The sequence below is a fragment of the Gemmatimonas sp. genome (assembly GCF_046594945.1).
GTDB lineage: Bacteria > Gemmatimonadota > Gemmatimonadetes > Gemmatimonadales > Gemmatimonadaceae > Gemmatimonas.
In genome coordinates this window covers 1-15,205 of sequence record NZ_JBKJRB010000075.1, presented here as the reverse complement: position 1 = coordinate 15,205, position 15,205 = coordinate 1, and the positions used below count along the sequence as shown (strand labels likewise).

Below are 15,205 nucleotides of genomic sequence, written 5' to 3'. Positions count from 1 at the left end.
CACGGCTACCTTCGAACACATGCCCACCTCGCCGCGCACGTTTCCCACGCTCAGCATCGTGGACCACCCGTTGGTCCGGCACAAGATCACACTCCTGCGCGACCGCGCGACACCAACCAAACAGTTCAAAGAGTTAGTGGACGAGATCGCCATGCTGATGGCCTACGAGGCCACGCGCGATCTGGCGTTGGAGCCGGTGCCGGTAGACACACCGCTCGAGACGACACACGGGTGGTCGGTGCGTGGCAAGAAGCTCACTCTCGTTCCCATTCTGCGCGCTGGTCTCGGGATGGTGGAAGGCATCCTGCGCCTCATGCCATCAGCGAGGGTAGGCCACATCGGACTCTATCGCGATCACGATACACTCGAGCCGGTGGACTACTACTTCAAGGTGCCGGGCGATGTGAGCGAGCGTGATTTCCTCCTCCTCGACCCGATGCTGGCCACGGGCGGCCGCGCCGCCGCCGCCGTGACGTCATTGAAGCGCGCCGGTGCCACACGCATCCGCTTCCTTTGTCTCGTCGCGGCACCGGAAGGGGTGGAACGACTCGCGCGCGAACATCCGGATGTGCCGATCCTGACCGCCGCACTCGACCGACAACTCAACGAGCACGGCTACATCCTGCCCGGACTCGGCGACGCTGGCGACCGGTTGTTCGGCACACGCTGAGTGCGACCTCGGGACACGGAGTCGGGAGTACGGCGGACCCCTACCCCATACCCCTCACTCCCTACGTCGCCGTTATCATGAGAACCACTCCCGCGGTTTCGTCTTCTGCTGATCCGCCGCTTCGAGCACCCAGGACTGCCCTATCGGCTCCGTGACTTCGTCCGCCACCCGCTCGAACCACTGCTGCGCCTGCGCATCGTCGCCGATACGCCGCCACAGTTCTCCGATCAGATACGTGATTACAGCCCGCTCCTCCATCGGCACCCCGTCGAACGCCGTGAGAGCATCCGCGAAACGCCACGCGGCTTTCCGCCGGAAGTAGCGCTCGGCTTCCGTGTCGCTCTCGTCCACGCAGCACCACGCCGCTCGCAAGTAGAGATCAGCGAGATACCGAGGATCGCTCTCCTGCCACTCCGCCACTTTGGCGGCGTGCTCGTACTTGAGAGAGCCTGACGGCACTTGCGATGCCAGCGCTGGCGCCAGCTCGCTCCACACCAGCCCGCGCAACAGGTCGTCTGGATGGGCGTCTTCGCTAAAATCCCGCTGCACACCGGCGTAGCCACAGTGGGTACAGAGATGGACGAAGTACGGCAACGGCTGCATGCCGGCCGCGCGCTCGTGGAAATCGGTGCGCTTACCACCAAACGCGTTGGTGGCAACGACGGTCTGCGAGCGAAACAACGTTTCGCAGACGGGGCAGGTCAGTTCGATGAGATGCAGCGTGGTCATGGCACGGCGTCAGGGGACGTCGATCAGTCTCGGCACCTCCCGCCTCAGAGTTGAACACCGGTGCCCCTTTTTCGCCGCGGCGAGCTTGTACCGTCTTGAAATCGCGGCTATCTTCTCGCGACTTGTTCGGCGATTAGTGCTCGTAGCTCTCGATCGCGTCGGTCTCCCGTTCCCGGGTCGTTGATGTTGATCAATCTGGTACCGGATTTTCTCGCCGTACTCGAAGCCGACGATCGGGTGTCGGCGTATCTCGCCTATTTTGAGCGCCACAAGGCGCTGCTGACGGCCTACTGGGACAACTATGTCCTTGAGCCCTCTGGGCCGCATTTCGATGACGTCGTCCACTCCACGGTCAACGCCAATCGCGATGACCTGCTCACGCTCCTCGCGCGCACCGATGTGGTCGCACTGGCGCGTCAGGCGGAGGAGAAGGTCCGCACCCTGCTCGACATCGATGTCACGTACGATGTCGTGCTCATGGTCGGTGTGGGCGCCGCCAATGCCGGTGAACTGGTCGTCAATGGCCGCGGCGTGGCGTTCGTGTGCCTGGAGCACTTCACCGGTGTCGCGAACCCGGACACCCAAGGCCTCGGTCTCGATCCCGAGCTGATTCCCCTCTGGCTCGCGCACGAACTTACGCACGTGGTACGCTATACCTCGCCCTCCAGCCGCAGCGACATGCGCGGATTCGTGGAAGATGCCGGCGGCTACTACTCGTACTGGGAAACGGGACGCCAAGCCTCGCTGCGCGAGCTGCTCGTCAACGAGGGACTGGCCGTTCATGTCTCGCGCGCCGTCAGCCCCGGACACGCCGCGTGGGAGTATTTCGGTTTTGCCAGAAAGCAGTACGCGCGCGCTCGTGAGGTCGAGCCGGTGCTCCATCGCTCCCTCGTTACCGACGGCGATCGCGCGGCCCTCGGCCTGCGCCTCCGCTATCTCTCCGGCGGCATGAGCGACGAGGCCCGCACCGTGGAGCGCACCGTGCTCCCAGAACGCGCCGGCTACTTCCTGGGCGCACGCATGGTCGAAGCCGCCATCGCCACTCGTGGATACGCCTGGGCCACACGCGCCAGCGTGCAGGAACTGGCCTCCGTGAACGACCCGGTGATGGAGCGACCGAGGCTCACGATCGTCGGCTGAGTTGGCGCTGTTGGCACGGTCCGAATCAGCAATAGCAACAGCAGCAGCCAGAACACGGAGATCACTGATCTCCGCGTTCCGGCTGCTGCTGTTACCGTTGATTCGGATGTTGCCGTTCCGCGCCCTACTTCCCAATACAGAACTCGCGGAACACCCGGTCGAGAACTTCCTCGGTATCCACGATCCCGATCAGATCCGACAGCGACTCGCGGGCCGCATACAGGTGAATCGCGGCCACCGGAGCCGGCAGTGCGGCGCGTTCCCATACGAGCACAAATTCGGTGAGCTCATCGTGCGCTGCCGCCAGTCCGGCGCGATGCCGTTCACGGGTAATCATCACGGCATCGGCGTTATGTAACGAAGCGGCACTCGTGGCCGCATTGGTGGCCGCCGCGTGATCGATCGCTTCCAATAGCGCCCGTAATCCTTCGCCGGACTCGGCGCTCACGCGCATCGCGTTTCCGTCGGCTTCCGGGACGTCAAGATCCGCTTTCGTGCGCACCGCAATCACCGTCCCAGCCGTGCGCTGGGCGATCGCGTCGCAGGTTGCCGCGATTTCGTCGGTACGACTACCGCACGCCAGTACCACCTGAGCCTGCGCCAGGTAGCGGGTGCTCACTTCTATGCCGAGGCGTTCGATCTCGTCGTCGGTGTCACGGAGACCCGCCGTGTCGACGAAGCGCAGCGGTAGCGGCGCTCTATCAAGGACGGCCTCAATCGCATCGCGGGTCGTGCCGGCAATCGGGGTCACGAGCGCGCGCGACTCACCCAACAGCGCGTTGAACAGCGACGACTTTCCGGCGTTGGGTGGGCCGGCAATCACCACCAATACGCCATCGCGTAGCACCGCTGCCTGAGGGGCGGTGTTCATCAGCGCGCCGAGCGCGTCGCGAAGCGACGCCGCCGCATTTCTTATGCGGGCTGGAGCGATCGGTCCGTCGTCTTCCTCGGGAAAATCGATATCATACGCGATCAGCGCTTCGAGATGGATGACGTCCTCGCGCAACGCCAACAGACGACGCGACAATCCGCCGTCGAGTTGCGCGAGCGCGTGTCGCTGCATGACGGTGGTGCGCGCGTCGATCAGATCGGCGACCGCTTCGGCCTGTATCAGATCCATGCGGCCGTTCAGGACGGCTCGGCGTGTGAACTCGCCAGGCGTAGCCGGTCGGGCACCGGCCGCCACGCAGGCGGCCAGCACGAGCGCCGGCACCACGTGGCCGCCGTGCGTGGAGATCTCCACGACATCTTCGCCCGTGTACGAACGCGGCGCCGCAAACCAGGTGATCAGCGTGTCGTCGAGCGGTTCCCCATTCGGGTGCGCCAACGCCACACGAGTGGCACGGCGCGGTAGCAGATCTGGTGCGCCAAGGGCGCGAGCGATGTTGATTGCTCGCGCCCCTGACAGCCGAATCACAGCAATCGCTCCGCGTCCAGCGGCCGTGGCAAGGGCGACGATCGTGTCGTCGCCACCAGGCAGCTGGCGGGCCGTCACCACGTCGTTATCCCCGCACGATCGGTTGCGCCTTGGTGCGCTCCTGCGAGATCAGCCACTGCTGCGGCAACGACGCGAGGTTCTGCACGAAGTAATAGAGGTTCAGACCCGAGGCCATGTTGAAGAAAATCACCATCATCATCGCCGGCATCAGGTACATCATCATCTTCTGCTGCTCGTTCGCCTTCATGCCGCGCATACCGATCCACGACAGGCCCATCGCCGTGATCGCCACGAGAATCGGGATCACGAAAAACGGATCCTTGAGCGAAATGTCGGGAAACCACAGGAACGACACGCCACGAAACTCGATCGTGTTTTGAAACACGAAGAAGAGCGCGAAGAATACCGGCAGCGGGATCAGCATCGGCAGACAGCCCGACAAGGAGCTGAACGGCGACATGCCGTGCTCCTTGTACACGCGCATCATTTCCGCTTGCAGCTTGGTCGGGTCGCCCTTGTACTTCGTTTGGATCTCCTGCAGGTGCGGCTGAATGCGCTGCATCTGCATCGAGCTCCGCATCGCCTTCTGATTCAACGGCCACAGGATGATGCGCACGGCAATGCCGAACAGCACCAGGATCCAGCCATAGGAGAGCCCGAGCGTGGCTTTCATCCAGAGCAGCAGACGAATGACCATGGTGGCGAACGGCTGCACAACACCCTGCAACCAGCCGCCGTATGGGTTGGATGTTTCGAAGGAACGACCCATCGCGACAAGCCGCTTGAACTCCTGCGGACCGGCGTACACGTCGAACGCCACACTACCGCTCTTGAGCGAGGCGACGATCGTCGCCTCGCTTCGCGTGGCGGCCTTCGCCACCCGCACGCCGCCGGTGAAGTTCACCTCGGCGAAACCGGGCACGCCGTTCGACGCCAGCACCCCAAGCAGGAAATACTTGTTTTTGGCGACCGTCCAGGCGATCGGACCGGCTTCGATGCGACGCTCGCCAGGATCGAGCGAGCTGAAGGAGACACCCTTGGCGTTCTGCTGGTCAGGCTTATAGGCGTACGCGAGGTGCGACTGATCTTCAGCGGTGTCCGCTTCCGAGGAGCGGAAGCCGGCCGGCATGTCGATCAGCAAAAAGCTGTTGTCGGGCGCTCCCTTCACCACGGCTGCGACGTTCACACGGTAGCTATCGGGGAGAAACGAGTACGCGATCGTGATGGCACGGGCGCCGACGATGGCGTCGTACCGCACCACGGCGCGTCCGTTCTCCTCGGCGCGCGTGGAGGTGAACGTCTGCGCGTTGAGCGCGACGGTATCACCGGGCATCACGAGACGGAAGCTCAGCAACCGATCGCCCGTCTTCGCGAGTTCGACCGGGCCGCCTTTGGTGCGACCCTTATTGGAAAGCGCCGGGTACCGCTGCATCTCGACGCCGATCAGCGCTGCGCCGCGGTTCGTCGTGCGGAAGACCGCCGACGTGGTGGTTACGACGGCGGTATCGATCGGCTGAGCGACGGGCGGCGGCGCGGCAGTGCTGGAATCAGGCAGGCCGCGCATGCCCGACGCCGTGGAACCGGCGGCCAGAGCAGCCGTGGCCGGATCGGCGACGGCGGGGTTGGTGCTGGCGACCGTCGCCGAATCGGCGCGGCGCAGTGAGTCTGTGACAGCCGTCTTGCTTCCTGGCGCCGGTACGGGCGACGGGAAAAAAATCGGCGTCAGAATCAGGACCGCCGCCATCAGGACGACGGCGAGGACGATGCGGCGTGGTTCCATGGTCTGTATAAGGGAGCGCTCAGGGCACCGGATCGAATCCGCCGGGCCGGAACGGATGACAGCGCCCGATACGGCGCAGCGCCATCCATCCTCCACGCATCGCACCGTGACGCTCCAGCGCCTCGATCGCGTACGCAGAACACGAAGGATAATAACGGCAGGCGCCCCCGAAGATGGGCGACAACGTAAGCTGGTACCCGCGCACCACCAGAATGAAGAGCTTCGCGATCACGGCAGGAAAGTTGGGATCACCGAGCGATGCGACGCACGGCCTGCAACACTTCGGCGCGCAACGTCTCGAAGTTTCTGGCGTACGCCACCGGCAATACCCGCAACACGAGGTCCATGGGTGCGAGTTCGGGGAGTACTTCGACCCGGATGAGTTCGCGGAGCCGGCGCTTGAGCCGATTCCGTTCGACACCAGAATGCTTGTACTTGGGCACCACGAAGCCAACGCGGGGAAACGCGTGAAGGGAAGCCAAAGCACGCACATCCATTGAGGCGGTGCGCACTCGCTTCCCTTCGTGTCGAACCCGCTCGAGATCGGACCCGCGCGTCAGTCGCTGCGCGCGCGGGAACGACCGGGACTCAGGCGCCGGCGTACTTCGACGGAATCTGCACGGTCAACACCTTGCGCCCCTTACGGCGACGACGGGCGAGAACCTCGCGGCCCCACTTCGTCTCCATACGCGCACGGAAACCGTGCTTGCGGACTCGCTTGGTGTTGCGCGGACGATATGTAGGCTTGCCCATATGAATACTCGATGTAACGCGGTATGAATCGCGGCGGTTCGACTTGAATGTCTCAGCACCCCACACCACGCCCGCTGCATGACAGCGACGACGTGGAAGAATCCTGACCTAGCCTCAGAAAGTACTCGTGGGGCTAGCTTGAGGTCAAGTCCGCCAAGTAAGCCCGCGACAACGATTTGCCTTCCCCTTCCTAATCGAGGTGAGAACTTGCTTGCGCTCACGAATGCGATGCTGGTGTCACGTCGCTGACGCGATTGACTTATCCACACGCGAGCGTAACCTTCGCCGCCCCCGCTCGATTCTCACCAAAGGCCGGGGCCGCCCGAACCCCCACCTCCCGTCATGTCCCTTACGCCTGCCGAAACCTGGGATCGCCTGCGCCAACGCGCACGACAGGTCCTCCCGGAGCAGACGTATCGCACGTGGCTCGAGCCCACCGACGCCCTAGGCGTTGAAGGCGACACCCTCCTGATCGGCGCCCCCGATCAGTTTTCTGCCGACTGGAACGAGTCCAAACACGCCGACCTGCTGACCAGCTTCGCCGCGGTGGCCCTCGGCCACCCCATGAAGGTTCGCTTCAAGGTGGCAGAAGAACGCTTGGGCCGCGTGCAGATGGACATGTTCGTGCAGCCGCCGCCGTCCCCTGTTGTAGCGCCACTAACAGCACATCAACAGCGCTTATCAGCGCCACTTAACCCGCGTTACACCTTCGATCAGTTTGTCATTGGTAAGTCCAACGACGTTGCTGCCGCCGCCGCCCAAGCCGCCGCGCAAGCTCCCGGCAAGGTCTATAATCCGCTCTTCATTTACGGGGAGACCGGGCTGGGCAAGACGCACCTCATGCAGGGTATCGCCCATGAGCTGCTGAAACGGACTCCTACGCTGCGACTTGCGTTTGTCGGGACCGAGCAGTTTACCAATGAATTCGTCAACGCGATTCAGACCGGACAGATGGGTGACTTCCGTCGCCGCTTTCGCGAGATCGACCTACTGCTGGTCGACGACGTCCAGTTTTTGAAGGGGAAGGAGTCCACCCAAGAGGAATTCTTCCACACGTTCAACGCCATCTATGAAGCCGGTCGACAAATCGTCCTCACGTCAGACCGACCCCCCAAGGAAATTCCGGGGCTCGAATCCCGTCTCGTCTCCCGCTTCGAGTGGGGCATGGTCGCCAATGTCGACGCGCCCGATCTCGAACACCGGATCGCGATCCTCCGCAAGAAGGCGAGCCTCGATCATCTCGAGCTCACGATCCCCGACGAGGTCATCGAGTTCATCGCCCAGCATGTGAAGTCGTCGGTCCGTGAGCTGGAAGGCTCGATCATCAAGCTCCTCGCCTACGCGTCGCTCAAGCACCGCGAGATCTCCATCGACCTCGCGCGCGAGGCGCTTCGCGACAAGCTCAAAGGCGCCACGGCCTCGGATTTCCCCGAGATCCCGCCCACCACGATTACCGTGGCCACCATCCAGCAGGTGGTCTCCCGCGAGTGGGGCGTCACCCCGGACGGCCTGCGCTCGAAGACCCGCACCAAGCAACTCACGACCCCGCGCCAGGTTGCGATGTATCTCTGTCGAGAGCTTCTGGCACTCCAGCTGGTCGAAATCGGCAACGCCTTTGGAGGACGCGATCACTCCACGGTGATCCATTCGCTCGATCGGGTGGCCGAAGACATGGGCGGAGAACCCGGTTTTGCCGACCGTGTGCTCAAGGTTCGGGGCATGTTGGAAACTCTCCGATCCACTGGACAACTCGGGACTTGATCCCCAGTCGTCCACATCGCTCCACATCTTTCACCCGTTCCGCGGGCCCCGATGTGCAGTAATGCGGAGAAAAAACACTACTCGACATGGAATGCACATCAGGCGGCATGGCGGAAGTGCTTTGACACATGTAGCTTGCGGCGTTTATAGACAAGCCCACACGCCCTGCTGCTACTACCAGTTTTATCTCTAAGACTCTTTTTAACAGCAGTCCTTCCACACAACGGGCATGCGCTTCACGATCTCGCGCGAGAAACTCCAAGAAGGACTCGCGGCGGTAACCGCCGCCGTACCGGCCAAGACCACCTTGCCGGTCCTGTCGAACCTGCTCGTCGAAACCACCGAGCGCGGAATTCGTTTCTCCGCGACCGACCTCGACATCGCTGTCAGCACTGAAGTCAGTGCCGATGTCGAAACGCCAGGGGCGATCACGATTCCCGCCAAGAAGCTGAGTGAGATCGCGCGCGAACTGCCGCCATCTCCGGTCAAGATTTCGGCCAGCGGCGAACAACGCGTCACCATCGAATGCGGACGATCCAAGTTCAAGCTGCTCGGGCTTCCGCGTGATGAGTTTCCAACGTTCCCCACCGTGCGCTTCAACGAATCGTGGCGTGTCAAGTCGGGAGAGCTGCAAAAGCTCATTTCACATGTCGCGTTCGCCGTGAGCACCGAAGAGTCACGACCAATTCTCAATGGCGTGCTCTGGGAGCTTCGTGAAGATCGCATGCGGATGGTGGCAACCAATGGTCACCGCCTGTCCAAAATGGAACTTCCGGTCGAATCGAGCACCGCCCCGCCCGGTGATCTGATCGTGCCCCCCAAGGCGCTCGAGCAGATCAAGCGCCTCTTTCCGGCCGAAGAGGAACTGGAGATCGCGCGCGGCGAAAACCATCTCGGATTCCGCTCGCCGTTCACCTCGGTGTTTACGCGACTGGTCGAAGGCCCGTATCCGAACTACGAACAGGTCATTCCGAAGGACAACGATCGCTTCTGTCTGTGCGACAAGGCCGCGCTCACCAGTGCGCTCAAGCGCATGAGCGTGATCGCGTCCGATCAGACTCATCGCATCAAGATGTCCTTCAATACCGGTATGCTGAAGTTCAGCGTCACCACGCCGGACTTGGGCGAAGCGTCCGACGAGCTGCCGGTGAATTACAACGGGGACCAGCTCGATATCGGTTTCAACGCCACGTATCTGTTGGAGATCCTACGCTACATGCCCACCGAGCAGGTGCGTCTCACGTTCAAAGCACCCGAACGCGCTGCCACCATCGAACCCGAAGGTTGGGATGATCCGGCCAAATATCTCTGCCTCGTCATGCCGCTACGCCTGATGGATTGAGCCGCACTGCGCTCACCGGCGTCGTTCCGCCCGGAGCTCCACCCGTTGCAGCACTTGCTGTGATCGCGGAGGTCCGGGCGGAATGCGTTCCACCACCTGCATGGTGAGCGTGCTGGTCCCCTGCAATCGCTCCAGAATACCAGTGGCAGCTGCGATTTCAATTCGCTGCGACCCTGAGCCGGATCCAACCAATTCGAACGCCCGGAACGCCGTGCCGCCTTTTCCTTCCAGCCTGGTGCTGCTCTCGCGCTTCACCACGAGCGTCTCGCGAGACAGTTTGTCGAGCGTCGAGTGCGTAGTTGTGTAGACGGTGAGCGGCACTCCATTGCGACACACCAGCGTCACGGTGCTGTCGCGCCACTGATCACCTTCCTCGATGCCATCGGGGATTCGCACCAACAGCTCACGTGCCAGCTGCATTGCACTCACTTCTGGACGATCGCATTCGTTAGCCAGCGGCGGTCGCGTGACCACACGCAAGTTCGTGCTGTCGATGAGCGCATCGATCAGCAGCAGCGACGGTGTGGCTTGCGCGGCGGCGGCCGTCGCGGCCTGCGGCTTCGCGCTTTCTACAATGCTGCTGCGCACCGTGAACGAATCGACCTGCCCGGACCCGCGCAGGGCGCCGGCGGCGGTTCGATCGAAGGACATCGACACCAACGCGCGCGTGTCGATGCGCTGTTCGTCCGACACCCCAGCGGGCATCGCAGCACCGGTGACGTTGAGCCACGTGACGGCTGAGATCGTCCAATTGCTTCGCGGTTGCACCCGCGGCAACAGGACACGGAACGCGGCAATTGGCGGCGACGAAGCGGGCCACGCGACCGCGGGGGCAGGCGCCGGTGATGGCGTCGGCGCAGCCGGCGCGCACGCCAGCAACAGATACGGGCCAACCAGACGCCACGCGGCGCTCTGAGTCATTGCACGAAAACGCGTCATGCCATCGATACCACGTGCCACTCCACTGGGATCCCGAGATCTCACGGAAAGTCGCCGGCCTATAAGCCGGGTTCTGTCAGTGCCGACATACCAACGCGCACCAGCGCGAACGCACCCCGACACCGGACGGTCATTCCTCTCGGCGTGCAGTCACCCACACGCTCCAGCAGCCTACCCGCGACTCGACGTCTTGCGACGTCCTTGCGAGACGGGTCATCTCTCGCCGCTTATTTGGCCTTGCTCCGACTGGGGTTTACCGAGCCACCTTCGTTGCCGAAGGCGCGGTGGGCTCTTACCCCACCCTTTCACCCTTACCGTACCGACGGCTTCCCGTATTGGGAGCCCGACGGAACGGCGGTTTGCTTTCTGTTGCACTGTCCGTCGCACGAAGCTCACGCCGCGTGCGCCCAGGCGTTACCTGGCAGTCTACCCTGTGGAGCCCGGACTTTCCTCGGTGCGTGAGCTTGCGCCCACACATCGCGACCATCCGGCCGGCGACCAATCCATGAGTTCTTGAAATATAACCGGCCCACCGCGACGCCCGTACGGTGATTCTATTCCACGGCCGATGAATACCTGACACTGCCACACTGTGACGGAACGCTGACGACGTACACGTAGCCTGTCGTCGTGATCGGCCGACTTCCCGTGCAGTCCAGGCCCCGTCCACGAACACTCCGGTGAGTGAGGTGCGTATGACATCCCCGTCGACTTCGTCGTTGGCATCCTCGGTGGCTCATGCTACCGTCTACCCGATCCACCCGGCTGTGTCCGTCAACGACTCGGTACCGCCTCGCGCCATCGTGACGTTTCTCACGCCGGCCGAGCGACAGCGCGTGGATGCGTTGGGGCAGGGGAGCTATACCACCGTGCATCGCGAAAGCTTCGAGGACATGATGCGCGATCTACGCACCAAGCCGGTGTCGGCGATACTCGTGTCGGTCTCACGCTACCAACAGCACCACGCGAATCAGGTGGCGCGCATGGTGCGCGAGTTTCCCCGCGTACCCGCGGTCGCGTTGCTGACCGGCAACGAGGCACGCACGACGCAATCACTGCTGGCGTTGGGTCAGCAGGGCGTGCAGACGCTGGTCGATGCGCGCGATCCCGCCGGATGGCGTGACTTGCGGCAATTCGTGAATCGCGAAGCGGCAACCACCATCGAGGCGATCGCGATTCGGCGTGTTCGCGCCGATCTGGTCGGCGCCAACGAAGATTGTTTACGTTTCCTGGACGAGCTGTTTCTGGCGCCACGCTCCCTCACGACGGTGCGTCAGCTGGCGCGTCGGTTGGGCGTGGTACCGACAACGTTCATGAGTCGCTTCTTTCGCGCCGGCATTCCAGCACCCAAGAAGTATCTCGCCACAGCGCGATTGGTACGCGCCGCGCGTTTGCTCGAAAACCCCGGCTACAGTCTTACCCAGGTCGCCTTTCTGCTCGAGTACTCGTCACCGCAGAGCTTCTCGCGGCATGTCATGCACTCACTGCACTGCGGAGCGGCCGAGTTTCGGAAGGCGTACAGTGGCGAGACGATGCTCGAGCACATGCGGCAGCGGTTGATCTTGCCTTTTCAGCAGCAACTCATCGCCTTCGTACCGGTCGAGGTCACGCCGCAATGGATTTCCCGATCGACGCTGGCGCTGCCGTCCCCGCGGGCGTCGGTACCCCTGGTCTCAGCAGCCCTGATGGGTGCGTCGGCGTAGCGGCCAGCGCGGCATACTCCGCGGTGTGTGTCGTGGTGGCGAACTCACTGGTGTGACGCAACGCGACGGCGCGCATGCGGGCCGCCGTCCGCGACAGTTGCGCCGCGCTGCGTGATAATTCCTCGATGCTGGCATGCTGTGCGATGGACGCATCGGCGGCTGTGCGAGCGCCCACCGACGCGCGTTCGGCCGACAGGTCCAGGGCGCTGAACGCGTCTGCAACGCCGGCGGACAGCAGCGCTTGCGCGTGCGCCAGCGACGCGACGTCGTCGTTCTGATTCGCTATGCGTCCGATGCCGCTCACCAACGCCGACAGCGCCTCGGTGGCGTCACGCGCAATCTGTCCGGCTCCGGCCACTTCATCGGCCGTGGTGTCCATCGAGAGCACGGCGGCCCCGATGTCGTCGCGCACCCGTTGTACCGTGGCGGCGATTCGCTTTGCCGCCTGCGCACTCTCCACCGCCAGTGTGCGGATCTCGTCGGCCACGACCGCGAAGCCCAGTCCCTCATCGCCGGCGCGCGAGGCTTCGATCGCGGCATTGAGCGCCAGCAAGTTGGTTTGCCGCGCGATGCGAGATACGGTGGCGACGAAGTCGCCAACCTGCTCCGACGCCGGGGCCAGCAGTCGCACCTGTTCAGCTGTGATATTCACCTCCGTGCCCACACGCAGTAGCGCCTGCGCGGCACGTTCAATCGCCTCTCGGCTTGCCGCGGCCGCGCGGTCAACCTCGTGCGCGGCGGTGGCTGTTTCCGCCGCCGTTTGCTGCGTGGTATCGGCGGTCCGCCGCGCCTCCTGACTCGCCAGCACGCCGTCGCGGGCGCGTTCGCGTTGATGCACCAACTCATCGCTGAGTGCCGACGCACCCGACGCCACGTCGCCGGCGCGGCGCTGCATCACACTGGCCGCGCCATGCACCTGGGTGGCAACCGCCGCCAGTTCGTCGGCCTCACGTTGCACCGTGTCGATCAGCAGCGTGAGTTCATCGAGCATGCGATTGAAGCTCATCTCGAGAAACCCGAGCTCGTCGGCATGACGGGCGTCCGCGCGGGCCTGCAGTTCGCCGCGTTCCACCTGCGCCATGCGTTCGCGTGTACGACGGATGCGAGTAATCAGCTTGGACGGCATCTGAATGACCTGCTGCGCCACGACTACGAGCATCACGGCGGCCAGGAGCACCTGCGGCCACGGGGCAGCGTCGGCGGGGCGCGCCTGTGCGTAGGCGTAACTCGCGAGCAAAAATCCCGCGGCCGAGGATAGTGTCGTGAGATAGCCGAGAGCCGGACCGCGGTCAAACGAGTACGGAACGATGGCCAAGATGTAGGTCAGCACCAGCACGGGCGATCCGAACAGATAGATCATGCCACTGATCAGCGCGGTATCGAACACCGCGAAGACATACCTGAACCATCGCCGATACCACCGAGTGGACGCACCGATGGCGGCGAGCGCCCAATTGGCGGTAATCGCGGTGCAGAACATGGTGAGCACCGCCGGCAGCGACACATCAGCGAGGCCGAGTCGGAGGCCCGCGATGAGGACACCCGCGATGAAGATCGTGCTCCAGAACCGGCGTTTGGCGGCGATCCGGAAGGTGGCGAAGTCTTTGGCGCGCTCTTCATCGAAGAGCGCCTGATGCTGGGTGGCGGCGCTTGGTGTGTGCATACGTCTATCAGACGCGCCAAGCGCGAGCGCGGTATCAGGTCCGGCTTAGGCCGGCGGGATCAGTGGCAGCAAGTCGGTGGCCGTCACCAGGCTGATCACCTTGAGCCCCGCGGCCTCGAGGGCCTCACGACCACCTTCCTCGCGGTCGACCAGCGCCAGAACGCCGAGGATCTGGCCACCGGCGGCGCGAACGGCCTCGACGGCTTTGAGGGCTGAGCCGCCGGTCGTGATCACGTCTTCCACCACCACCACCTTATCGCCGGTTTGAAACGGACCTTCGATCAACTTGCCGGTGCCGTGCTGCTTGGCTTCCTTGCGCACCGTAAATGACCGAACCATGCTACCGGTGCCGGCTTCCGCTTCGAGGGCCGACGCGTGCGCGATGGCGTAGGAGATAGGATCGGCGCCCAAGGTGAGGCCACCAACCGCATCAACGGGCCAACCACTGTCACGGAGGGCGGCGAGCGCGGTCCGCCCGATGAGCAGCTGCCCCTCGGGGCTCATGGTGGTCAATCGGCAGTCAACATACAGCGTGGATCGGCGCCCTGAGGCCAGCACGAAATCGCCTTGCTTGGCCGAACGTTCGGCGAGCAGGGCGATCAGCCGCGACGAAATAACCCCTTCATTTTTCCGAAGAGACCGCCCTTATCCTCACTATCGGCCTCAGCCGGGATCGTCCCGACGGACTTGCTGGTCGCGCTGCTGGCACTTGACGCGCTACTGGCGCTGGCCATCGTGGTGGTCTGCGCGGCGGCCGCGAAGGCCTCCGAGAAGTCCTTGACGGCAGGATACCGATCACCGGGCTGCTTGGAGAGCGCCTTCATGACGACGTTCTCGACGGCAACCGGGAAGGCTAGATTCGGCTTCGCTTTGTTGAGCGTGACCGGCGGCTGGGTGAGCAGCTGGGAAAAGAGCTCGCGAGGCGACTTGCCGGTGTAGGGCAGGGTACCAGTAAGCAGGAAATAGGCGATCGTGGCGAGCGAGTACTGGTCGGCGGCTGGTCCGACGAGTTCGCCGGACAGTGCTTCCGGCGCCACATACATGAGGGTGCCCACGAAGAAACCGGCGCGCGTGAGCCGCTGGTCGGGAGCGGCATCGGTATCGGCGGCAATGCCGAAGTCGAGCAGCTTTACGTGATGAGTGGCCGGATCGTACATGACGTTTTCCGGCTTCAGGTCACGGTGCACGATCCCCACGTCGTGCGCCGCCTGCACGGCGCTGCAGATCTGTGAGAGGATCTGAGCGACGTCTTTCGACGAAAGCGGCCCCGACGTTTCCGCGTACTTA

General features: G+C 63.5%; 13 protein-coding genes, 1 other RNA gene and 2 pseudogenes. 5 read left to right on the top strand and 11 right to left on the bottom strand.

The annotated features are described in order from the left end of the window. Nucleotides 1-19 precede the first annotated feature (19 nt). Nucleotides 20-670, top strand: a complete 651-nt coding sequence (upp, locus tag ACLL97_RS08335; protein WP_411280011.1) for a uracil phosphoribosyltransferase — start codon at nt 20-22, stop codon at nt 668-670. 75 nt (nt 671-745) lie between these two features. Here upp and ACLL97_RS08330 read toward each other — a convergent pair whose 3' ends face one another. Continuing rightward, the gene (locus tag ACLL97_RS08330) at nt 746-1,399 is read right to left on the bottom strand and encodes a DUF2225 domain-containing protein (protein ID WP_411280010.1); all 654 of its coding nucleotides are present in this window, start codon (nt 1,397-1,399) and stop codon (nt 746-748) included. Between the two features lie 183 nt (nt 1,400-1,582). Between ACLL97_RS08330 and ACLL97_RS08325 the strand changes: the two genes are divergently transcribed. Next, complete coding sequence (locus ACLL97_RS08325; RefSeq protein WP_411280009.1) at nt 1,583-2,539, top strand: hypothetical protein; 957 nt, start codon at nt 1,583-1,585, stop codon at nt 2,537-2,539. Nucleotides 2,540-2,663: 124 nt separating this feature from the next. Here the strand turns inward: ACLL97_RS08325 and mnmE are convergent, their stop codons facing one another. From mnmE to rpmH, 5 genes and pseudogenes are all read right to left on the bottom strand, one after another. After that, nucleotides 2,664-4,037 carry a tRNA uridine-5-carboxymethylaminomethyl(34) synthesis GTPase MnmE gene (gene mnmE, locus ACLL97_RS08320; RefSeq protein WP_411280008.1) on the bottom strand — a complete coding sequence of 458 codons (1,374 nt, stop codon included), beginning with the start codon at nt 4,035-4,037 and terminating at the stop codon, nt 2,664-2,666. 4 nt (nt 4,038-4,041) lie between these two features. Further along, nucleotides 4,042-5,757, bottom strand: coding sequence for a membrane protein insertase YidC (gene yidC / locus ACLL97_RS08315; RefSeq protein ID WP_411280007.1), 1,716 nt, complete (start codon nt 5,755-5,757; stop codon nt 4,042-4,044). A gap of 22 nt (nt 5,758-5,779) precedes the next feature. Beyond that, nucleotides 5,780-5,989 (bottom strand): annotated as a pseudogene (gene yidD, locus ACLL97_RS08310) (membrane protein insertion efficiency factor YidD); the annotation flags it as partial. Between the two features lie 16 nt (nt 5,990-6,005). After that, a pseudogene (rnpA, locus tag ACLL97_RS08305) lies at nt 6,006-6,323 on the bottom strand (ribonuclease P protein component); the annotation flags it as partial. A 22-nt stretch (nt 6,324-6,345) separates the two neighbouring features. Continuing rightward, nucleotides 6,346-6,510 carry a 50S ribosomal protein L34 gene (gene rpmH / locus ACLL97_RS08300; protein ID WP_171226297.1) on the bottom strand — a complete coding sequence of 55 codons (165 nt, stop codon included), beginning with the start codon at nt 6,508-6,510 and terminating at the stop codon, nt 6,346-6,348. Between the two features lie 342 nt (nt 6,511-6,852). Here rpmH and dnaA point away from each other — a divergent pair, with 342 nt between their 5' ends. Continuing rightward, entirely contained in the window at nt 6,853-8,271 is a 1,419-nt protein-coding gene (dnaA, locus tag ACLL97_RS08295; RefSeq protein WP_411280006.1) for a chromosomal replication initiator protein DnaA, read from the top strand. A 229-nt stretch (nt 8,272-8,500) separates the two neighbouring features. After that, a complete protein-coding gene (gene dnaN, locus ACLL97_RS08290) occupies nt 8,501-9,613 on the top strand; it encodes a DNA polymerase III subunit beta (RefSeq protein ID WP_411280005.1) in 1,113 nt (370 codons plus the stop codon). A 12-nt stretch (nt 9,614-9,625) separates the two neighbouring features. Here the strand turns inward: dnaN and ACLL97_RS08285 are convergent, their stop codons facing one another. Both ACLL97_RS08285 and rnpB read right to left on the bottom strand, forming a co-directional pair. Then, nucleotides 9,626-10,534: a hypothetical protein gene (locus tag ACLL97_RS08285; protein WP_411280004.1), complete on the bottom strand. Its 909-nt coding sequence runs from the start codon at nt 10,532-10,534 to the stop codon at nt 9,626-9,628. 64 nt (nt 10,535-10,598) lie between these two features. Next, an RNA gene (gene rnpB / locus ACLL97_RS08280) (RNase P RNA component class A) lies at nt 10,599-11,051 on the bottom strand. A 268-nt stretch (nt 11,052-11,319) separates the two neighbouring features. Between rnpB and ACLL97_RS08275 the strand changes: the two genes are divergently transcribed. Beyond that, nucleotides 11,320-12,255, top strand: a complete 936-nt coding sequence (locus ACLL97_RS08275) for a helix-turn-helix domain-containing protein (RefSeq protein WP_411280003.1) — start codon at nt 11,320-11,322, stop codon at nt 12,253-12,255. Here the strand turns inward: ACLL97_RS08275 and ACLL97_RS08270 are convergent. From ACLL97_RS08270 to ACLL97_RS08260, 3 genes are all read right to left on the bottom strand, one after another. Then, nucleotides 12,158-13,918, bottom strand: a complete 1,761-nt coding sequence (locus tag ACLL97_RS08270) for a methyl-accepting chemotaxis protein (RefSeq protein WP_411280002.1) — start codon at nt 13,916-13,918, stop codon at nt 12,158-12,160. The two genes, ACLL97_RS08275 and ACLL97_RS08270, sit on opposite strands and share 98 nt — an antisense overlap. A gap of 45 nt (nt 13,919-13,963) precedes the next feature. Then, on the bottom strand, nt 13,964-14,512 hold the full coding sequence (pyrE, locus tag ACLL97_RS08265) for an orotate phosphoribosyltransferase (RefSeq protein ID WP_411280051.1): 549 nt from the start codon (nt 14,510-14,512) through the stop codon (nt 13,964-13,966). Nucleotides 14,513-14,517: 5 nt separating this feature from the next. Beyond that, the coding region (locus ACLL97_RS08260; RefSeq protein WP_411280001.1) for a serine/threonine protein kinase at nt 14,518-15,205 on the bottom strand (688 nt) is incomplete at its 5' end.